The organism is Gordonia sp. PDNC005, assembly GCF_016919385.1.
Taxonomy (GTDB): Bacteria; Actinomycetota; Actinomycetes; order Mycobacteriales; family Mycobacteriaceae; genus Gordonia.
The window spans coordinates 786,334-807,345 of sequence record NZ_CP070351.1; the positions used below are offsets into that span (position 1 = coordinate 786,334).

The 21,012-nt window shown below is 68.6% G+C and carries 20 protein-coding genes; 18 read left to right on the forward strand and 2 right to left on the reverse strand.

Annotation, left to right across the window (positions count from 1 at the left end):
- Position 1: 1 nt before the first annotated feature.
- Positions 2-1,456 (reverse strand): type VII secretion integral membrane protein EccD, encoded by a 1,455-nt coding sequence (gene eccD / locus JVX90_RS03850; protein ID WP_205331128.1) that lies wholly within the window; start codon positions 1,454-1,456, stop codon positions 2-4.
- Positions 1,457-1,568: 112 nt separating this feature from the next.
- On the opposite strand from eccD, the gene eccCa reads away from it, so the two are divergent.
- The 18 genes from eccCa to groES all read left to right on the forward strand — a co-directional run bounded on the left by eccCa (position 1,569) and on the right by groES (position 20,639).
- Positions 1,569-5,441, forward strand: a complete 3,873-nt coding sequence (gene eccCa / locus JVX90_RS03855; RefSeq protein WP_205331129.1) for a type VII secretion protein EccCa — start codon at positions 1,569-1,571, stop codon at positions 5,439-5,441.
- On the forward strand, positions 5,438-6,544 hold the full coding sequence (locus JVX90_RS03860) for a type VII secretion-associated protein (RefSeq protein WP_205331130.1): 1,107 nt from the start codon (positions 5,438-5,440) through the stop codon (positions 6,542-6,544). The genes eccCa and JVX90_RS03860 overlap by 4 nt, the downstream gene beginning before the upstream one ends.
- Positions 6,545-6,562: 18 nt before the next feature.
- Positions 6,563-7,093 (forward strand): YceI family protein, encoded by a 531-nt coding sequence (locus tag JVX90_RS03865; RefSeq protein WP_205331131.1) that lies wholly within the window; start codon positions 6,563-6,565, stop codon positions 7,091-7,093.
- Between the two features lie 150 nt (positions 7,094-7,243).
- Positions 7,244-7,687: a 50S ribosomal protein L13 gene (rplM, locus tag JVX90_RS03870; protein WP_205331132.1), complete on the forward strand. Its 444-nt coding sequence runs from the start codon at positions 7,244-7,246 to the stop codon at positions 7,685-7,687.
- Positions 7,684-8,202: a 30S ribosomal protein S9 gene (gene rpsI, locus JVX90_RS03875; protein ID WP_008379756.1), complete on the forward strand. Its 519-nt coding sequence runs from the start codon at positions 7,684-7,686 to the stop codon at positions 8,200-8,202. Before rplM ends, rpsI begins: the two co-directional genes overlap by 4 nt.
- A gap of 8 nt (positions 8,203-8,210) precedes the next feature.
- Positions 8,211-9,563: a phosphoglucosamine mutase gene (glmM, locus tag JVX90_RS03880; protein WP_205331133.1), complete on the forward strand. Its 1,353-nt coding sequence runs from the start codon at positions 8,211-8,213 to the stop codon at positions 9,561-9,563.
- Positions 9,564-9,762: 199 nt separating this feature from the next.
- Positions 9,763-10,068 carry a hypothetical protein gene (locus JVX90_RS03885; protein WP_205331134.1) on the forward strand — a complete coding sequence of 102 codons (306 nt, stop codon included), beginning with the start codon at positions 9,763-9,765 and terminating at the stop codon, positions 10,066-10,068.
- Entirely contained in the window at positions 10,065-10,613 is a 549-nt protein-coding gene (locus JVX90_RS03890; RefSeq protein WP_205331135.1) for a hypothetical protein, read from the forward strand. The genes JVX90_RS03885 and JVX90_RS03890 overlap by 4 nt, the downstream gene beginning before the upstream one ends.
- A 191-nt stretch (positions 10,614-10,804) precedes the next feature.
- On the forward strand, positions 10,805-11,704 hold the full coding sequence (locus JVX90_RS03895) for an alpha/beta hydrolase (RefSeq protein ID WP_205331136.1): 900 nt from the start codon (positions 10,805-10,807) through the stop codon (positions 11,702-11,704).
- An 18-nt stretch (positions 11,705-11,722) separates the two neighbouring features.
- Entirely contained in the window at positions 11,723-13,585 is a 1,863-nt protein-coding gene (glmS, locus tag JVX90_RS03900; RefSeq protein ID WP_205331137.1) for a glutamine--fructose-6-phosphate transaminase (isomerizing), read from the forward strand.
- Between the two features lie 12 nt (positions 13,586-13,597).
- Complete coding sequence (locus JVX90_RS03905) at positions 13,598-15,070, forward strand: NAD(P)H-hydrate epimerase (RefSeq protein ID WP_205331138.1); 1,473 nt, start codon at positions 13,598-13,600, stop codon at positions 15,068-15,070.
- Complete coding sequence (gene alr, locus JVX90_RS03910) at positions 15,067-16,227, forward strand: alanine racemase (protein WP_205331139.1); 1,161 nt, start codon at positions 15,067-15,069, stop codon at positions 16,225-16,227. Before JVX90_RS03905 ends, alr begins: the two co-directional genes overlap by 4 nt.
- A 1-nt stretch (position 16,228) precedes the next feature.
- On the forward strand, positions 16,229-17,422 hold the full coding sequence (locus tag JVX90_RS03915; protein ID WP_205331140.1) for an alpha/beta hydrolase: 1,194 nt from the start codon (positions 16,229-16,231) through the stop codon (positions 17,420-17,422).
- A complete protein-coding gene (gene tsaE, locus JVX90_RS03920; RefSeq protein WP_205331141.1) occupies positions 17,419-17,910 on the forward strand; it encodes a tRNA (adenosine(37)-N6)-threonylcarbamoyltransferase complex ATPase subunit type 1 TsaE in 492 nt (163 codons plus the stop codon). The genes JVX90_RS03915 and tsaE overlap by 4 nt, the downstream gene beginning before the upstream one ends.
- Complete coding sequence (gene tsaB / locus JVX90_RS03925) at positions 17,907-18,668, forward strand: tRNA (adenosine(37)-N6)-threonylcarbamoyltransferase complex dimerization subunit type 1 TsaB (protein WP_205331142.1); 762 nt, start codon at positions 17,907-17,909, stop codon at positions 18,666-18,668. The genes tsaE and tsaB overlap by 4 nt, the downstream gene beginning before the upstream one ends.
- Positions 18,661-19,158 (forward strand): ribosomal protein S18-alanine N-acetyltransferase, encoded by a 498-nt coding sequence (gene rimI, locus JVX90_RS03930; protein ID WP_205331143.1) that lies wholly within the window; start codon positions 18,661-18,663, stop codon positions 19,156-19,158. The genes tsaB and rimI overlap by 8 nt, the downstream gene beginning before the upstream one ends.
- Positions 19,155-20,183, forward strand: a complete 1,029-nt coding sequence (tsaD, locus tag JVX90_RS03935; protein ID WP_205331144.1) for a tRNA (adenosine(37)-N6)-threonylcarbamoyltransferase complex transferase subunit TsaD — start codon at positions 19,155-19,157, stop codon at positions 20,181-20,183. Before rimI ends, tsaD begins: the two co-directional genes overlap by 4 nt.
- Positions 20,184-20,342: 159 nt before the next feature.
- A complete protein-coding gene (gene groES, locus JVX90_RS03940) occupies positions 20,343-20,639 on the forward strand; it encodes a co-chaperone GroES (RefSeq protein WP_008379778.1) in 297 nt (98 codons plus the stop codon).
- A 69-nt stretch (positions 20,640-20,708) separates the two neighbouring features.
- Here the strand turns inward: groES and JVX90_RS03945 are convergent, their stop codons facing one another.
- Positions 20,709-20,948: a WhiB family transcriptional regulator gene (locus JVX90_RS03945; RefSeq protein WP_052005413.1), complete on the reverse strand. Its 240-nt coding sequence runs from the start codon at positions 20,946-20,948 to the stop codon at positions 20,709-20,711.
- Positions 20,949-21,012: the final 64 nt, after the last annotated feature.

Below are 21,012 nucleotides of genomic sequence, written 5' to 3' on the forward strand. Positions count from 1 at the left end.
GTCACAGCTCTCGGATCAGGCGATATGCGTCGAGCACCCACAGCAGAATCGGCAGCACCAGCGCTAGGACCAGGTACTGACCGATCTCTGCGACCCGCACCTGCAGCGGCGTGAACTCGCGGTTCGCCGCCACCGTGCCCGCCACCAGTGCCACGATTCCGACACCGAGTGCCGCGAGCATCGCGGTGACGGCCGACGCCGCGTCGCCGGTCAGCAGGGTCTGGACCAGCGGGACACCGATCGCACATGCCGCCGCGCCGCCGATCAGCGTCGCGGATTGAGTGTGGTCGGAGTGCACCCGTCCCCTTGCGGCCAGGACCAGCGTGATGACCGCCCAGAACGCGAACACCGCGCGGCTCGGTTCGGTTGCCGCGACAAGCGTGCACCCGACCGTGGTGAGCGTCGCCCCCGCGATGATTCCGGTCAGGTACGACGACGCGGCAGCCGCCCTGGCGGCCAATGAGTCGAGGTCGCCCAGCGCGATGTCGGCGATCGCGCCCAGCGGGTCGGACCGATCGGGGCCCAATGCCTCGACGCCGTCGACAGCGGATCGTTCCTCGGCCGGGTCGCCGATCGGCGGCGGTGAGGACGGCACCGGTGGAAGCGGGAGGTGCGCGGCCGCGATCGCGATGCGACCCGCGATCATCACGGTGGTGACGCCGAGTGCCGCGCCGACGGCGGCGATCGACGAAACGGGTGCGGCCCACGCCGCGAACAGTGCTCCGACGGCCGCCGTCGACAGTCCCGCGGTCGCGATCGCGGTGTGCGCTGCGAGCAGCGAGCCCGTCCCGCGGCAGCCGATCACGGCGACCGTGGCGGCGGCGAGGCCCGCAGCGGCCACTCTGGAGCCTCCGGTGGTTCCGACGGCGGCACCCGCGCTCGCGGCCAGAAGGCACGCTGCGAGTGAGAACGTCGCAGATGTGCGCGGATCCGTGCCGAGTCGGTCGCCCGTCAACGCCGCGACGAGCAGGAATGCGGTCGCGACGCTCGCGATCAGCAGGGGAGTGGACGTGTCACCGCGGAGGGCCGCGACCGATCCCGCCGCAGCCGCGCCGCAGGCGGCGATCACCGCCACGGCGTATGCCGTCCACCTGGCTGAACCCGCAGTCCACGGGGGCCTTTCGTCGCTGATCAATGCGGCGACGCCCGCCACGACATCGTCGGTCACCGGGCGCGCCCCGCCAGGCGGATCGTCGGTCAACATCAGTATCTCGCCGTCGTGGACGCCGCTGTCGCGCAACGACTCCGACGGATTCAACACCGCGCCGCCGATGCGGGCCAACGTCCAACACGCGGTGCCTGTTCCGGGGGCCTCCGCGGGTGGGTCGTCGACGTGCAGGAGCATGAGGACGTCCGGCATCAACGATGCCAACGGCATGCTCGACGGAACCGCGAGGTCCACCTGAGTGCGTCCCCCGACCACTGAAATCCGCACCAGTCCAGTCACAACGGTCATTTACCGTAACCCTCCCCCGAGGTTCTGATACAACCGAGTCCATCGCCGCGAGGTGAGGACGATGTCGACATAACCATCCCGACATCGTCACGGTGGGGGATTCGGGGGAATCATGCCAACTGCGAATATCGACGAGTGGTCGTCGACGATCGGTCATCGTCGTCGCCCGCGGACCGCCCCGCCGACGGTCCCGGCGAGCGACCTACAGATCGCGTCGCCGCCAGAACTCGCCCGGGCCGTCCCACAGAGCTTGTTCCTGCGCCTTCTACCTGCGGTGATGGTAGTAGCTGTGATCGGCATGATCTCGATGATGGCCGTCACCGGCGGACGCACGGCGTTCGCGAACCCCCTGTTCCTGATGTTTCCGCTGATGATGCTGATGTCGATGGTCGGGATGGTCGCGTCGGGCGGCCGAGGTGGTCCAGCACGGGCGGCCGAGGTGAACGAGGACCGCAAGGACTACCTGCGGCATCTCACGCAGGTACGGGGACGGGCCGACTCGGTGATGCGGGCGCAGCGGGCCGAAGCGGAGTGGAATCACCCCGACCCGCGGGCCGTCGCGTCGTTGATCGGATCGGACCGGATGTGGGAACGCCGCCCCACCGACTCCGACTTCGTCGACGTCCGCGTCGGACTCGGGGTTCACCGGCTCGCAGGTGGACTGCAGCCACCGGAGTCCGCACCCGCCGAGGACGTCGAACCGGTGTCGGCGGTGGCTCTGCGACGATTCGTCCAGGCTCGGTCGTCAGTACCCGACATGCCGACGGCGATCGCCCTCCGCGGATTCCCCGCGATCAGTCTCAGCGGGCCTCACGACGAAGTGAATGCGCTGGTCAGATCGATGACCTGTGTCCTCGCCGTCCAGCACGGGCCGGACCATCTCGGCATCGCGATCGTCGTCGACGATCCGGTCGCGCCGGAGTGGGACTGGTGCAAGTGGCTGCCCCATGTCGGCCACCAGGAGAGGCAGGACGGCCTCGGCGCGACTCGAATGGTCTATCGATCGCTCGCGGATCTCGAATCGGATCTGGGAGACGTGCTCGCGGCCCGGGTGAGGTTCTCGCGGACCGAGCCGGACACGACGGTCAGGCACCTGGTTGTCGTCCTCGGTGGCGGGGAGGTCACCGGTGACGAGGAGCTGTCGTCCGGGGCGGGGCTCGACGGGGTGACCGTTGTTGAACTCGGTTCGACGGCCGATTCGATCGCATCGCGGAGAGGGCTCGTCCTGCAGGTCGACGGGGGCCGACTCAGCGCACGCACGGAGGCGGGATCAGAAGAGTTCGCCGTCGCCGACGCCCGTGACGTGGTCACCAGCGAAGCGATCGCGCGTCGCCTCGCCAGATACTGGCCCGCGCAGTTCGGCCCGCTCGCCGATCTGGACCTCACCTCGTCCGCCGTCGACAGGGGGCTGCCCGACCTGCTCGGTGTTGCAGACGCCGGAGCCTTCGCCCCTGAATCGGAGTGGGTCGGTCGTCGTGGCTCGGCCAGACTTCGTGTGCCGATCGGCCACACCGCCACCGGAGAGCCGGTTCACCTCGACCTCAAGGAGAGCGCCCACGGCGGAATGGGGCCGCACGGCCTGTGCGTCGGTGCAACTGGAAGTGGAAAGTCCGAGCTGCTCAGGACGCTGGTTCTCGGCCTCATCGCAACCCACTCGCCGGACGAACTCAATCTGGTGCTCGTTGATTTCAAGGGCGGCGCGACGTTCCTCGGCCTCGACTCCCAGCACGTCGCCGCCGTGATCACGAACCTCGAAGCCGAACTCGAACTCGTCGACCGGATGGCCGACGCACTCTCCGGCGAACTGCACCGCCGACAAGAACTCCTTCGAGCGGCGGGGAACTTCGCCAACGTCACCGAGTACGAGAGGGCACGGCTCGGCGGTGCGGATCTGCCTCCGTTGCCCGCACTCGTCGTGGTGGTCGACGAGTTCTCCGAGCTCCTCGCACAGAAGCCCGACTTCGCCGAACTGTTCGTCGCGATCGGTCGGCTCGGGCGATCGTTGCACATTCACCTCCTCCTCGCCTCACAGCGTCTGGAGGAGGGGCGGCTCCGCGGCCTCGACAGCCACCTGTCGTACCGGATAGGGCTGAAGACGTTCTCCGCCAGCGAATCCCGCACGGTGCTCGGCGTACCCGACGCTTATCACCTGCCAAGCGAGCCGGGGGCGGCCTACCTCAAATGTGATTCGGCGACCCCCATCCGATTCCGCACGTCGTATGTGTCGGGGGTGTACCGACCGCCCGTGGAGGCGATCGACTCGACGGCCCACTCGGACAACTCGGTGACGGTCTTTCGTGCCGACACCGTCGTCGCGCTTCCGGAGGTCGACGAGGCGGCCGTCGAGGACGTCGACGGCCCGAGTGTCCTCGAGACGCTGGTCGGTCGGATCGCCGGGCACGGCTCCGATCCGCATCGAGTGTGGCTCCCGCCGTTGGAGTCCTCAGTGAGCCTCGATGACGTGCCGCCGGTCCCGCACGAGATGCTGACCGCGTCGATCGGCGTCGTCGACCGCCCGTACGACCAGCGCCGAGACCCGCTGCGTGTGGACCTCTCACGCGGGGCAGGGCACGTCGCGATCGTCGGCGGACCTCAGTCGGGCAAGTCGACGGCGCTGCGCACCCTGATCTGCTCCCTCGCTCGTGGGCATTCCCCGAGCCGGACGACGTTCTACTGTCTCGACTTCGGCGGTGGTGGGCTCGCGGCGCTGGCCGACCTCCCTCATGTCGGCGGCGTGGCGCCGCGCAACCGGCGAGACGCCGTCCGGCGGACGGTCTCCGAAGTGATGGGCGTGCGAACCGAGCGGGAGATCACGTTCGCCGACGCCGGAATCGACTCGATGACCGAGTACCGCGAGCGATGCGCGTCGGGAGACCACCCCGATGACCGGTACGGCGACGTGTTCCTGGTCATCGACGGGTACGGCGTGCTCCGCAACGAGTTCGACGAGTTGGACGACCAGATAGCCGACCTCGTCGCCCGCGGTCTCTCGTACGGTGTGCACGTTGTTGTCACGGCCGGACGGTGGGCCGAGATCAGACCCGCGGTGAAAGACCTGATCGGAACCCGCATAGAGCTGAAGCTCGGTGACGCGCTCGACTCTGAGATGGACCGGCGCGCGGCCGCGAGAGTGCCGACCGGCAAACCCGGCCGAGGCGTCACCGCAGACGGCCTCCACATGTTGATCGCGCTCCCCAGCATCGTCGGCGTCACCGACGGCGAACCCGCGCCCGCCGTCCGCACCCTCACCGCTCATCTGACGCCAGGTGAGTTCACCGTCCCCGACGGTCTGGTCACAGGCCAAGTCGCGCTCGGCGTTGGCGAATCGGATCTCCAGCCGTACGTCGTCGACTTCGCCCGCGAACCGCACCTGCTCGTCTTCGGCGACGCCGAATGCGGAAAGACGGCGACGCTGCGCGTCCTGATCGACGGCATCGTCGCGGCGGCCAGTCCGGTGCAGGCGAAGGTTGTGCTCGTGGACTTCCGGCGATCGCTGCTCAGCGCCGTCGACGACGACCACCTCGGCGGCTACGCCAGCTCCCTGCAGACCGCCGGGCCGATGATGGTCGAACTCGCCGCGCACCTCGCCGGTCGTCTGCCCGGTGACGACGTCACCGCCGATCAACTCCGGGAGCGGAGCTGGTGGAGCGGACCCGACGTCTACCTGGTGATCGACGACTACGACCTCGTCGCAACGGCATCGGGCAACCCGCTCGCGCCGCTCGCCGATCTGTTGGGGCACGCCCGCGACATCGGTCTCCGAGTGATCCTGGCCCGTCGGTCCGGCGGTGTCGGGCGGGCGTTGTTCGACCCGTTCATCAACCGGATGCGGGACCTGTCGTGCGACGTCTTCATGATGGCGGGAGACCCCGACGAGGGATACATCGTCGGACGTCACCGTATGCAGCGGTTCGGCGTCGGGCGGGGTGAGTACGTCTCACGGAGCAGACAAGCGGACACGGTGCAGGTGGTGGCGCCGTCGTGAGCCGGATCGTCGACCTCGCGTACGGCGAGGGCGAACCCGCGGTCGCGGAGTTGTTGGAGGGCGTCGACTGCGGTGTGCGGCACGTCGTGTCAGTCGGTGCAGATGTCACCGTGGTTCATCCCACCACGTGGGGTCGACGTCGGACTGCCGCGCTCATCCGATCCGTCGGCGCGGCGGACGGAGTTCCGCGGGCAGTGGCCGTCGCGCGGAGTCACGCGGATGCGACGGTCACCCGCTGCGCCGTCGTGGAGACGACGCTGCTGCCGGACACCGGCGGCCACTGGTCGGTCCACATGATCCGACGCAGCGCAGGGGAGTGGACGATCGAGACGGGTCTCGTGGACCTGCCCGCCGGCGTCGGCAAAGCATGGCATGACCTGATCGAGAGTGCGGATATCGTGCTCATCGACGGAGCCGACGAGACGCAGGTCGATGCGGCTTCACGACTGCTGCCGAGCCCGGCAGGTGGAACCGTCCGTGTCGACCGAGACCTCGTCGTGCAATTCGGCGGCGTGCGCAGGCCTGTCAGGTCCACGATCGACGCAGCGCTCCGTCCGCCGCCGGAACCTGTGCCGCGCCGCCGTCGACGACTGGCCGTCGTGGTCGCGGCTGCCCTTGTAGCGGTGGGTTCGGGGTGGGTGGCGACCCGCGGACAGCCCGCGCGGGCCCAAGCCGTGCGTGTTGAACAGGTCGGCGCGGCGACAGTCGACGTACCGGGCGACTGGCGGCGGACCGGACTGCCCGACGACCGCCCCGTCGACGGAGAGGGAGAGCGAGCCGTGTTCGCCGATTCCGATGACGGCCGTCGGATCATCGTTGTCGTCACTCCGCTGCGGGCCGGGTCGACGCGGGCGTCGGTCGCGGTCAGCATGCGGAACCGACTCGCACAGCGTGGTGACGATGTGATCCGCGAGTTCACCGCCGACGCGTCATTCGCAGGTAAGCGGGTCATCGCATACCGGGAGACTCCCGCCTCCGGTCCGCCGATCGCCTGGTACGTCCACGTCGACCGGAACACGCAGGTCAGCATCGGTTGCCAGACCGGGACGGGTGACGATTCGATCGACGATCCCTGCGCGGAGGCGGTCCGCACTCTGCGCTGAGGTCCGTAGGCTGGGCCCATGAGCACCCTGCACTTCGGCCCAGACAACGGCGACGTGACGCTTCACACCGGAGTGGCGGGCAAAGCCGCCCGCACCGGTCACCGGCTGATCATCGGCTTCACCGACTGGTCGGCGACCGTCGACGGTGTCGAACCGTCCCACGTGCGGGTTGTGGTGAGGACGCCGTCGCTCGAAGTCCGCTCGGGGGAGGGCGGCCTCACGCCGATGTCGGCGCCGGAGCGGCTCGTCGCGCGCGCCAACGCGGTGAAGGCGTTGAAGGCCGACAAGCACGATGAGATCGTGTTCGACGCGTCCGACATCGTCGCCGACGGCGAGGGATACCGCCTCGCCGGAACGCTGACGATTCTCGGCACCTCGAAGCCGCACACCGTCACCGTCGCGCCTACCGGCGAGGGCGCCGATCGCCGAGTGACGGGCGAGACCACGGTCCGGCAGACCGACTTCGGCGTGAAGCCGTACTCCGCAATGATGGGTGCACTGAAGGTCGCCGACGACGTGATCATCCGCGTCGACCTCGCCTTCCCCTGACTGCTCGCACGTTTTGACCTGCGAAGGTCCGCCCGCGTACCCTGGATCCTCGGTGCCTTGAGCATCGAGCACCCGGGTCCCCACTGGTCGCCGGGAGTCTGCTCGCAAGGACCGCTGACCAGCAAAGAAGCAACCCGAATGAGGACTACTGTGGGTACTTACAGCCCTAAGGCTGGTGACGTGACACGTACGTGGCACATCATCGACGCCTCCGACGTCGTGCTCGGCCGTCTGGCCGTGCAGACCGCGAATCTGCTCCGCGGCAAGCACAAGCCGACCTACGCACCGCACGTCGACGGTGGCGACTACGTCGTCATCATCAACGCCGAGAAGGTCGCCGTCAGCGGCAACAAGCTCACCGACAAGCGTCTGTACCACCACTCGGGTCACCCCGGTGGTCTGAAGTCGCGCACTGTCGGCGAGGTCCTCGCGACCCGCCCGGACCGTCTCGTGGAGAAGGCCGTCAAGGGCATGCTCCCCAAGAACAAGCTCGGCGATCAGATCGCCTCGAAGCTGAAGGTCTACGCAGGCCCGAACCACCCGCACACGGCTCAGCAGCCCGTCCCCTTCGAGATCAAGCAGGTGTCCCAGTGACCAACGAGAACGAGAACATCGAGGTCGTCGCTGACGAAGAGGTCGTCTTGGAAGACGGCTCGTACACCACCGAATCGACCGAGGACGTCGCAGCCGAGGCCGCGCCGACCCGCGGTCCCGTGGTGCTCGATCACCCGATCCAGACCGTCGGCCGCCGCAAGGAAGCCATCGTCCGCGTCCGTCTGGTCGCAGGCACCGGTGAGTTCACGCTCAACGGCCGCACCCTCGAGGACTACTTCCCGAACAAGGTGCACCAGCAGCTGATCAAGGCTCCGCTGGTCATCACCGAGCGCGTCGAGGCATTCGACGTGCACGCCAAGCTGGTCGGCGGCGGCCCGTCGGGACAGGCAGGCGCTCTGCGTCTGGCCATCGCTCGCGGCCTCATCGAGGTCAGCCCCGAGGACCGTCCGGCACTGAAGAAGGCCGGCTTCCTCACTCGCGACGCGCGTGCGGTCGAGCGCAAGAAGTACGGCCTCAAGAAGGCTCGTAAGGCTTCGCAGTACAGCAAGCGCTGATCGCTTCTGTGGCACGCCTTTTCGGCACCGACGGCGTCCGAGGCCGGGCCAACGACCAGCTCACTCCCGAGCTGGCGTTGCGCCTGGCCTCGGCCGCCGTTTCTGTTCTCGGTGCACATGCGAACTCCCGACGCGACGATGTGGCCCGAGTCCGGCCGCGAGTTGTGGTCGGTCGAGACCCCCGAGCATCCGGCGAACTGCTGGAGGCCGCACTCTGTGCGGGCCTCGCCGCCGCCGGAGCAGACGCGATCCGAGTCGGCGTGGTGCCGACCCCTGCGGTCGCGTTCCTGACGGCGGACTACGGCGCCGACTTCGGCGTGATGATCTCCGCGTCGCACAATCCCATGCCCGACAACGGCATCAAGTTCTTCGGAGCGGGCGGACACAAGCTGGCCGACGATGTCGAAGACGCCATCGAAGCCGCGATGGACGCGCCCGCCGAGCGACCCACCGGCGCCGACGTCGGACGTCTCCGTGACGCACCCGACGCCGAGGAGCGCTACCTGCGTCATCTCGCGGCGTCCGTGGACGCGCGACTCGACGGCCTGACGATCGTCGTCGACGGCGCCAACGGTGCCGCATCGACCGTGGGGCCCCACGCCTATGAGGCGGCGGGCGCCACCGTCATCCCGATCCACTCCGATCCCGACGGCCTCAACATCAACGACGGCTGCGGATCCACGCATCTGGACGTGCTGCAGGCCGCCGTCCTCGAACACGGAGCCGATCTGGGCCTGGCTCACGACGGAGACGCCGACCGCTGCCTCGCCGTCGACTCCACCGGCGCCGTCGTCGACGGCGACATGATCATGGCCATCCTCGCGATCGACATGCACGAACGCGGTGAGCTCACCGACAACGTGCTGGTCGCCACCGTCATGAGCAACCTGGGACTCCACATCGCGATGCGCGAAGCCGGGATCGACGTGAAGGTGACCGGAGTCGGTGACCGCTACGTCCTCGAAGAGCTTCGCAGCGGCGGTTACGCTCTCGGCGGTGAACAGTCGGGCCACATCGTGATTCCCGCCGCAGGAACCACCGGCGACGGAGTCCTCACCGGACTCATGCTCGCCGGACGAGTCGCGTCCACGGGTACCCGCCTCGCGGATCTCGCAGCGGTCGTGACGGTCCTCCCGCAGGAACTCATCAACGTCCCCGTCAGCGACAAACATGCCGTCGCCGTCGCCGACACCGTGCAGGACGCAGTCCGCGTCGCCGAAGCCGAACTCGACGGGTCCGGCCGCATCCTGCTGCGGCCCTCCGGAACCGAGCAGCTCGTCCGGGTGATGGTCGAAGCGGGCACGGCCGACGACGCCCGCGGCATCGCCGAACGTGTCGCCGCGGTGGTCGCCGCCGTCTGATCAACAACTGACTGAGAACGTCCCCCACGCGGGCGTCCGACGGCAAATAGCCCTCGGAGCCGCCTCCGGGGGACGTTTCAGTCGTGTCGCTCAGCTGCCGGCTGTAGTGGTGGCGCATTTGGCGGGTCGCCGTCTGAGCTCGGCGGGCAGCCGTCGGCGTGTCGCGGAACTGGGCACAGGTCCCGTGCGTCTAACGAGTATGAAGGGTAACAATTCGTCAGACGTGCGAGTGGACGTCGACGCACTGCAGTCGCGGGCCTCGAGGCAGGCGGCCGTGGTCGACGCAGCGGCCGACTGCGTCGCCGAGCTGAAGGCCGGAGGCTTCGGCGAATGGTGGCGGGACGGTCGGGAGAACCCGCTGGCCGGACGGATCGCCGACATCGCCGATCGACTCGACTGCGCGGCGTCCGATGTCGGCGCGTTCACGGCGGGGCTCCGACGGCAGGTCGTGGAACTGTCGGCCGCCGACGAGATGGCCGCCGAGGCACTGGCCGGTCGACGATGACGATCGACGACTTCGTCTCCGTCCTCGACGCGGGAAGCAGGCTCGGCGTGATCACCTTCGACGAAGCGACCGTCCGCGCGCCGCACCACGACGTGGTGGCCTTCGACGCCGCCGCACTCGCGGCAGATGCGGCGCGCCTCCGCGCGGTTGTGACCCGCTTGGGCACCGGAGCGGTCCGATCGGTGGGAGGAACGCTCGGCGACGACTGGCTGGGGAGCGGGGGCCGCGCGGCGGACGCCGTCGCGCAGACCACGACCGGGCGAGTGGCCGCCGCCGTCGCCGACCTCGGCATGTGCGCGGACGAGTTGGCGAGCGCAGTCACCACGATCGACGACGTCCTGATCCGCTACCGCCGCGTGATGACGATAGTGTCCGATCCGGCAGTCGTGGTGCCGGGAACGGCGTCGTCCGACGACGTCCGCACCGAACTGATCGCGCGAATGGAGTATGCGAACGCGGCCGGACGGGTGGCTTCCGCCGCACTCGTTGATATCGCCGCACTCACCGCCTCGTCCGGGGAACTGGTCCTGGCTGGTGACCGATGACCACTCCGGACCTCGTCGAGGAGGCCCGCCGAAGAGCCGCCGCTGAGTTCGACGCCGCAGAACACCAGTACCGGATGCGGAGCCGAACTGCCGCGACACAGAGGTCCGACAGGGCCCGGGCGGCGGATCCCGACGCGCCGCTCCCGAGGCTTCTCGCGCCCGCTGTTCGCAGGCCTGACTAGGCTAGGCACGTGGCCGGTAAGAAGAAGGCGGCGCCGCCGCCCGACAAGCTGATGACGGAACTCGCACGACGCGGACCCCATAAGGTGGACCGTGGCGACCTGGGCATCGTCGGTATGAGTGGGCAGATCTTCGCGCCGCGCACCGGCCGGAAGCTGCCGGCCGTCGCTTTTGCACACGACTGGCTCGCCGCCAGCAGTCGCTACCGGGACCTCGCGTTCCACCTCGCGTCGTGGGGCATCGTTGTCGCCGCACCCGACAGTGAGACAGGTGTGTTCGCGTCCGACGTCGAGCTGGCCACTGATCTCCGCGCCGCGGTGACCGTGCTGCAGAGCGTGCAGCTGGGTGACGGCAGCGTGACCGTCGACCCCGACCGGGTCGGCGTCGCAGGTCACGGCTTCGGTGCCGCTGCTGCGATTCGTGCGGCATCGGACACCGTGCTCCTCGGACGCCCGCCGATCCGATTGCGCGGCCTCGCCGCGGTGTTCCCGTCGCCGACCACCTCCGACCTGCTGTCGACTGCTTCGACGGTCACGGCGGCGTCGCTGGTCCTCGCTGCAGGCGGGCAACTCGACTCGATGACCAGCAACGCTCTCGCCGTCGCGGACGCACTGGGCGGCGATGTGGTGTTCCGCACGATCCCCGGAGCGGACAATCGGGGCCTTCTCGAACGTCGCAGCCTCAAGTCGTTCATCGGCGTCAACGGCGCAGACAAAGCCACCCACCGCCCGGTCCGTGCCCAACTCGCCGGATACCTCCTGCATACGCTCACCGGCGACGACCGCTACGCGGCGTTCTCCGATCCCGAGGCCACCACGGGAGACGCGATCGCGACGCCTGTCGCCGACACCGAACCCGCCGAACTCGACCACCTCTCACAGCTCCTCGGTGCAAAGCCGCCACGCAAGTAGCCGGTAGTCTTAACGACTATGTGCGGAATCGTTGGATACGTGGGCTCGCGTCCCGCGCTGGACATCGTCGTCGACGCCCTGAGGCGCATGGAGTACCGCGGATACGACTCCGCAGGTGTTGCCATCCTCGACGGTGAAGGCGGCCTGACGGTCGAGAAGAAGGCCGGTCGCCTCGAGAATCTCGACAAGCAGATCGCCGAGGTGGGACCCGACGCGCTCACCGGCACGACCGGCATGGGCCACACCCGGTGGGCCACGCACGGCCAGCCGACCGACCGCAACGCGCACCCGCACGTGAGCCACGACGGCAAACTCGCCGTCGTCCACAACGGCATCATCGAGAACTACGCGCCGCTGCGCGCCGAACTCGAAGACTCCGGCATCGAGTTCTCCTCCGACACCGACACCGAGACCGCCGTCCACCTGCTCGAACGCGAGTACAACTCGGGTGAGCACGCAGGCGACTTCGTGGCGGCCGCCTACTCGACGCTGCGCCGCCTCGAAGGTGCGTTCACGCTGGTCTTCACCCATTCCGATCACCCGGACACGATCGTCGCCGCACGCCGATCCACCCCGCTCGTGGTCGGTGTCGGCGACGGCGAGATGTTCCTCGCGTCCGATGTGACCGCATTCATCGAGCACACCCGCGAGGCCGTTGAACTCGGCCAGGACGAGGTCGTGGTGATCACCGCCGACAGCTATGCCGTCACCGACTTCGACGGAAACGTCACCGGCGGCACCCCGTTCCACATCGACTGGGACCTCGCCGCCGCCGAGAAGGGCGGCTACGACTACTTCATGCTCAAGGAGATCGCCGAGCAGCCCGCAGCGCTCTCGGACACCCTCCTCGGACACCTGCAGAACGGTCGCATCGTGCTCGACGAGCAGCGGCTCTCCGATCAGGACCTCCGCGACGTGGACAAGGTGTTCGTCGTCGCATGCGGCACCGCGTACCACGCGGGCATGATCGCGAAGTACGCCATCGAGCACTGGACCCGTCTGCCCGTCGAGGTGGAACTGGCGAGCGAGTTCCGCTACCGCGACCCGGTGCTCGACCGGTCGACGCTGGTGGTCGCCATCAGCCAGTCCGGCGAGACCGCCGACACCCTCGAAGCCGTGCGCCACGCCAAGGACCAGAAGGCGCGCGTTCTCGCGATCTGCAACACCAACGGTGCACAGATCCCACGTGAGTCCGACGCCGTCCTGTACACCCATGCGGGTCCGGAGATCGGTGTCGCATCGACCAAGTGCTTCCTCGCGCAGATCGCCGCCGCCTACATGGTCGGCCTTGCGCTCGCACAGGCTGTCGGCACCAAGTACCAGGACGAAGTGGTTCGCGAATTCGAGGCGCTCGAGCAGATCCCGGCGGCTGTCGAGAAAGTGCTCGAGCAGATGGAACCGGTGCGTGACCTGGCGCGTTCGTTCGCATCGTCCGACACCGTCCTGTTCCTCGGCCGCCATGTCGGATACCCGGTGGCCCTCGAGGGTGCGCTCAAGCTCAAGGAACTCGCCTACATCCACGCCGAGGGCTTCGCGGCAGGCGAGCTCAAGCACGGCCCGATCGCTCTCATCGAGGACGGTCTGCCGGTGATCATCGTGATGCCGTCGCCCACCGGCCGGGCGCTGCTGCATTCGAAGATGGTCAGCAACATCCGGGAGATCCAGGCGCGCGGTGCGACGACGATCGTCATCGCCGAACCCGACGACACCGCCGCCGCCGCCGTCGCCGATCACCTGATCCCGATCCCGCCGACGCCGACGCTGCTGCAGCCGCTCGTCTCGACGGTCCCGCTGCAGGTGTTCGCGGCGACTGTCGCGCAGGCGCGCGGGTACGACGTCGACAAGCCGCGTAACCTCGCCAAGTCGGTCACCGTCGAATAGGGCGTCTCCGCCGTGATCGCCTACTACAGGTCTGACGACATCAGATCAGCCGAGCAGGCCACGGCCGGATGGGCCGACGGCGCCCTGATGGCGCGGGCTGCTCACGCTGTCGCGTCGACGATCCTCGCCGAGCTCCGGCTGAGGACGGGCGCCGTGTACGGGCGGACCGTGGTCCTGCTCGTCGGCGCGGGAGACAACGGCGGCGACGCGTTGTACGCCGCGCGTCACCTGCGTGCGCGGGGTGTTCGGGTACTGGCGATTCGCACGTCGAGCCGAGTCCATGACGCGGGTCTCGCCGACTTCCTCAGTGTCGGCGGCCGAGTCGTCGAACATCTGCCGGAACAGGTTCATCTCGCAGTCGACGCGGTGGTTGGGCTCGGGGGCCGCGGTCCGCTGCGTGAACCCGCTGCCGGACTGGTCGCCGACCTGGCGGCGCGTCACATTCCGATCGTCGCGGTCGACCTGCCGTCCGGCATCGACGCCGACACCGGCGTCGCCGGAGAGCCCTCGGTGAAAGCCGACGTGTCCGTGACGTTCGGCGTGCACCGCATCGCGCATCTCCTCGCCGCACCGAACTGCGGCCGGATCGTGGTGGCCGACATCAACATCACGCCATCCGGCGGGTGGGACGAGCCTGCGGTGACCAGTCCGAGTGACGCGGAGGTCGCAGATCTGTGGCCGCTTCCCGGGCCGGACGACGACAAGTACAGCCAGGGCGTAGTCGGAGTGATCGCGGGGTCGGCCAGGTATCCGGGTGCCGCCGTCTTGTGCACCGGCGCTGCGATCGCGGCGAGTTCGGGGATGACCCGGTACGTCGGGCCCGCAGTGGACGAGGTCTTGGCGCGCACACCGGAAGCGGTCGCGGTGACCGACATCAGCGCCGCCGGACGTGTCCAGGCATGGGTTGTGGGCCCCGGATACGGCACAGACGCGCACAGCATAGAACTGCTGGAACGTGTTCTCGATCACGACGTGCCGGTGCTTGTCGACGCCGACGCACTCACGGTCCTGGCTGCGCACGAACACGTTCGGGACGTCGTTCGGGAGCGCACGGCGCCCACGCTTCTCACCCCTCATGCAGGGGAGTTCGTCCGAATCGCGACCGCCGCCGGTAGTGACGCGGCCGAGCTCATCACCACCGATCGGCTCGCGGCGGTACGTCGTCTCGCCGCCGATCTGGATGCGTCTGTGCTGCTCAAGGGGCGGGCGACACTGGTGTCCGATCCAGATGGAACCACTGGAGGCACCGAAGCGGGCTCGTCGTGGGCGGCGACCGCCGGGTCGGGTGACGTTCTCGCAGGCATCATCGGCGCACTCCTCGCCGCGGGTGTCGATCCGCGGGCCGCGGGTGTCGCCGGAGCACGTGTTCACGCTCGTGCAGCGGCGCACGCCAGTGGGGGAGCGCCGATCGGTGCGTCGGAGCTGGCCGCGGCGGTCCGTCCGGCTCTGCGTGAACTCATGCGTTTGCGACAATGGACTCGATGACAACCGCCAATCTGATCGCCACCGTCGACCTCGACGCCATCGCGCACAACGTCGGGGTACTCGGCGAACGCTCGGGCGCCGGGGTGATCGCCGTGGTCAAGGCCGACGGATACGGTCACGGTGCGGTGCCCGTCGCGAAAGCAGCATTGGCCGCCGGAGCCGCCGCCATCGGAACCGCAAGCATCCGCGAGGCGCGTGAACTCCGCGCAGGCGGCGTCGACGGTCACGTGATGGCGTGGCTGCATCGGCCCGACTCCGACTTCGCAGGCGCCGTCGCGGACCGGCTCGACATCGGCATCAGTTCACCCCGACAACTCGACGCGGTCGTGGCCGCGGCACGTGCTGCCGGCACGACGGCCACAGTCACCGTCAAGGTCGACACCGGTTTGGCGCGCAGCGGCGTCGCCGCCGAGGAATGGGACGCCGCCGCGTCCGCCGTCGCGGCGGCCGTCGCCGAGGGCGCGGTGGAACTGAGCGGCGTCATGTGCCACCTCGTATTCGGCGACGAGCCCGACAACCCGTTCAACGACGCACAGGCCGAGCGGCTCGACGTCGCCGTCGCCGACCTCACCCGCCGAGGAGCCCCACCGAGGATCGTGCACATGGCGAACTCGCCCGCAGCGCTGGCTCGACCCGATCTGGCTCGTGACCTCGTCCGACCGGGCATCGCGGTCTACGGCTACTCGCCGATCCCGTCGATGGGCGATTTTGGTCTCGTCCCCGCGATGACCCTCGAAACGCAGGTCTCACTGGTCAAGAAGGCCCAACAGGGCCAGGGTGTGTCGTACAGCCACACCTGGCATGCGCCGGCCGGCACCGTCCTCGGAGTGATTCCGGCAGGCTACGCCGACGGTGTGCCGCGTTCGCTGTCCGGCCGCCTGCAGGTGCACATCGGGGACCGACTGTTCCCGAACGTCGGCCGGATCTGCATGGACCAGTTCGTGGTCGACCTCGGCCCGGACGGCGGAGGCGTCGCCGAAGGCGACCGCGCAGTGCTCTTCGGTCCGGCGTCTGCGGCACCGGGCGAACGGGTTCCCACCGCTACGGACTGGGCTGACGCCCTCGGCACCATCGACTATGAGATCGTCTCGCGCATCGGCTCGCGACCGGAACGCCGCTATGTCGGCGGGCCGTTCGGACAACCTCAGGAGGGCTGACATGGCGCAGCGAAAGGTCTTCAAGCGGAAACCCAAGACCGCCAAGCGGACGCCCGCGTGGCGGTCCGGGCTGACCCAGGTCGGCTCCCTCGGAGCAGAGGCTGCGGGCGGTGTGATGCGGCGACGTCGGACACGGAAAGTGATCGGCGGCGTCGACCCGAACGAGCACATCGACTTCAAGCAGATCTACCGCGACGAGTCGTCGACCGTCACCGCGGACGACGGAGTGGCCCTTGCTGTTCGGTCGTTCGTGACCGGCCCGGACACGGACGACGGGCAGCCGTGGGGCCGGACCTCCACACCAGAGCTCACCGTGATCTTCGTCCACGGCTTCACCCTGCGGATGGCCTCGTGGCACTTCCAGCGGTACGCGCTCGCGCAGCGGTGGTCCGACCGCCGCATCAAGATGGTGTTCTACGACCAGCGCGGGCACGGCGCCAGCGATCTGTCGGCGGCGGAGACCTCCACGATGGCGCAGCTCGGCGACGATCTCGCAGCCGTCATCCGAACCATGGCGACCACCGGACCGGTTGTTCTCGTCGGCCATTCGATGGGCGGCATGTCGATCATGTCCCTCGCTCGGCGGCACCCGAGGCTGTTCGGTCACGGCGGACGGATCGCCGGTGTCGGGCTCGTCTCGACCGCGGCGCGCGGCATCACCGAGGCCGGCCTCGGTGAAGGGTTGAACAACCCGATCGTCGACGCGCTGGGCCTGTCGGTCCGGTACGTTCCCCGCGCGGTGCAGGCCGGCCGCGGCATCACCCGCCGGGTGGTGGAGCCGGTGCTGGTGGCGGCGAGCTTCGGGCCGGAATATCACAGTCCAGCCGCAGGTCGCGCCGTCGAATCGATGATTCAGAACACGCACATCGCGACGATGGTCAACTTTCTCAAGGTCCTCGAGAGTCACGACGAAGTGACGGCGCTGCCGGTGATCGCTCGGGTCCCGTCTGTTGTCATGTGCGGCGACGCCGATCGCCTCACGCCGCTGGCGAACTCGGTGGCCATGTACTCAGAGCTCGGGCAGGATTCGCGGTTGATCGTCGCCGAGGGCTGCGGGCACATGCTGCCTATGGAGTACCCGGAGCTTGTCACCGACGGCATCGAGGATCTCGTCAACCGCTCAAGGGTCGCGCTCGGCCGCCCGGTGATGCCGTGGCGCACGGCACGCCGCGACGAGATCAGGTCGCGGCCGTGAGCGCGCAGCGCCATGCAGGGGGACATCGGCTCGGGGGACGCCGGGACCTGCCCGACACCGCCGACACCGAAGCTCTCGGACGAGAACTGGCCGCCGGCCTCCGCGCGGGCGACCTGGTGATTCTCGACGGACCTCTCGGTGCAGGCAAGACCGCGCTGACCCGAGGCATCGGCGCCGGACTCGGAGTTGTCGGACGCGTGTCGTCGCCGACGTTCATCATCGCCCGACAGCACGCACCAGGTGCCACCGGACAGCCCGGAATGGTGCATGTCGACGCCTATCGGCTGGCCGACGCGAACGGGACGGCGACCCTGGACGACCTCGACGCACTGGATCTCGACACCGACCTGACCGACAGCGTGGTCGTCGTCGAATGGGGTGAAGGCGTCGCGGAGCGTCTCGCCGACGAACATCTCCTGGTGCGACTGCGCCGCGACGACGAGACCGAGACACGGCACGCCGTGTGGGAGTGGGTGAGCACCACATGACGACTGCAGGCGATCCGGTGAGAGTGCTGGCGATCGACACGGCCACCGAAGCGGTGGTGACCGGTGTCGTCAGCGTCGCGGGCGACACGATCACGACGCTCGCCGAACGCTCGATAACCGAGAACCGGCGGCACGCCGAGATCCTGACCACCCTCATCCGTGAGGTGCTCGACGAAGCAGGACTTGCCGGAAGCGACCTCGACGCGGTCGTCGTCGGTGCGGGCCCGGGCCCGTTCACCGGGCTGCGCGTCGGTATGGCGACTGCGTCGGCGTACGCCGACGCGCTCGGACTTCCCGTACACGGCGTGTGCTCCCTCGACGGGATCGCCGTCGACGCCGCCCTCGACGGCGAGACGCTCGTCGTCACCGATGCGCGCCGACGCGAAGTGTACTGGGCGCGCTACCGCGGAGCCGAGCGGATCGACGGGCCCGGTGTCCTCGCACCCGCCGCACTCGAGACCGGCGGCGCCACCATCGTCGGGCCGCAACGTCTCCTCGAGACCATCGATCACACCGACTCTCGCGAGCTCATCGCCCCGACGGCCGCAGGTATCGTGACGGCCCTTTCTACTCGCCAGCTCGCTCAAGGAGCAGAAGACGAGTCGAAGAGCGAGGCCGACCAGCTCTGCTCCTTGAGCGAGCTGGCGAGTCGAAAGGCCACGCACGCCCTCGAACCCCTCTACCTGCGCCGTCCGGACGCGGTGGAACTGAAGGATCAGCGCCGGAAGTCGTTGTTGCCGGTGACCGGCGGTGAGTGACCTGCCCGTCATCGACGCCCTGACCGAGGAAGACCTGCCGCGATGTGCGGAGTTGGAGGCCGAGATCTTCGCCGATGAGTCACCGTGGCCGCTGAGCGGCTTCGTCGCCGAACTGCGCGCGCCGCACAACCGATACTTCGCGGCGCGGACCGCGGCGGGAGAACCGGTCGCCGGATACGCGGGCATCAGTGTGCTCGGTCCCGCGGACGGCCGGGAATGCGAGATCCACACGATCGCCGTCGATCCGGTCCATCGTGGATCTCGCTACGGCTTGGCGCTGCTGGAGACGATGCTGGCGGTGGCCGACGCGGAGTCGGCGCCGACCTTCCTCGAGGTCCGCACCGACAACCGGCCCGCCATCGACCTGTACGAACGCAGCGGATTCCGCGTCGTCGGAACCCGACGCAACTACTATCAGCCGTCCGGTGCCGACGCCTTCACCATGGTGCGGCCCGCCTGCGGCACATCTGACCAGGAGGAACGCCCGTGATCGTGATGGGCATCGAGAGTTCGTGCGACGAGACCGGCGTCGGTGTCGTCTCATGGGACGGCGAGACCGCCACTCTCCTCGCCGACGAGGTCGCGTCCAGCGTCGACGAACACGCCCGCTACGGCGGAGTGGTGCCGGAGGTCGCGTCGCGCGCTCACCTGCAGGCGATGGTCCCGACGATGACGCGTGCGCGTGAGGCGGCGGAGATCGACCGTCCGGACGCGATCGCAGTGACGATCGGCCCCGGCCTGGCCGGTGCGCTGCTCGTCGGCGTCGCCGCGGCCAAGGCGTATGCACTCGCCTGGGACGTGCCGCTCTACGCGGTCAATCATCTCGGTGGACACGTCGCGGTCGACACCCTCGAGCACGGCCCCATGCCGTCGTCGGTGGCGCTGCTCGTCTCTGGTGGGCACACTCATCTCCTCGGCATAGACAGCCTCGATCAGCCGCTCGTCGAGATGGGCACCACCGTCGACGACGCGGCGGGGGAGGCGTTCGACAAGGTTGCGCGTCTGCTCGACCTCGGATACCCCGGCGGCCCGGCGCTCGACGAGGCGGCGCGAGAGGGCGACCCGACGGCGATCAAGTTTCCGCGCGGCCTCACCGGTCCGCGCGACGCGCCGTACGACTTCTCGTTCAGCGGCCTGAAGACTGCGGTCGCCCGGTACGTCGAAGGTGAGGTGCGTTCGGGGCGAACGGTGTCGATTCCGGATGTCGCCGCGTCGTTCCAGGAAGCGGTCGCCGATGTGCTCACGGCGAAAGCCATCCGCGCATGTCGCGAACGCGACGTCTCGACGCTGGTGCTCGGTGGCGGTGCGACGGCCAACTCGAGGATCCGCTCGCTGGCCGACGAACGGACCGCCGCCGCGGGGATCGAACTCCGTGTCCCGAAGCCTCGCCTGTGCACCGACAACGGCGTCATGGTCGCGACCCTCGGCGCGCACGTCATCGGGGGCGGAGCGCCTGCGTCGCCGTTGACCGTGGCCACCGATCCCGGAATGAGCGTCCAGATCAGCAAGCTGTGAGCGAAACTCCCGCCCGACCTTGATGGTTTAGCACTCCCATGGGTAGAGTGCTAGATGGCTCTGGTGCACCGTCCACGGCACCCGCGACGACGCGGACGTGTGCACCGATACAAAGAGCCGCGAACGTTATTCGGTAACACGAAGAGAAGGAATGACATCGTGGCGAGCGTGAACATCAAGCCGCTAGAGGACAAGATCCTGGTGCAGGCCGTTGAGGCCGAGACGACCACCGCTTCCGGTCTGGTCATCCCGGATTCGGCTAAGGAGAAGCCGTCTGAGGGCAAGGTCATCGCAGTTGGCCCGGGTCGGGTCACCGAAGCCGGCAACCGCGTCCCCGTCGACGTCGCCGAGGGCGACGTCGTTATCTACAGCAAGTACGGCGGCACCGAGGTCAAGTACGCAGGCGAGGAGTACCTCATCCTCTCTGCACGCGACATCCTCGCAGTGGTCGGCTGATACAGCCTTCCCGACGCAGCAGAACGCCCCGACCGGATTCCGGTCGGGGCGTTCTTTGTCTGTGGCCTGCTAGCCGGCGAGGCGGCGGGGCGAGCGGCGGCGGAGAAGGTTGCGCTCAGACTCCGTCATGCCGCCCCAGATGCCGTACGGTTCGTCGACGCTGAGGGCGTGTGATCGGCACTGGTTGAGGACGGGGCATGCACCGCAGACCTGCTTGGCCCGGCGTTCGCGCTGAGTGCGTGCCTGGCCTCGTTCGCCTTCGGGATGGAAGAACACAGAGGAGTCGAGTCCGCGGCAGCTGCCGTTCATCTGCCAATCCCAGAAATCGGAATTGGGTCCAGGCAGGCGGTCGAGCGTGGTGATCAATCTTCTC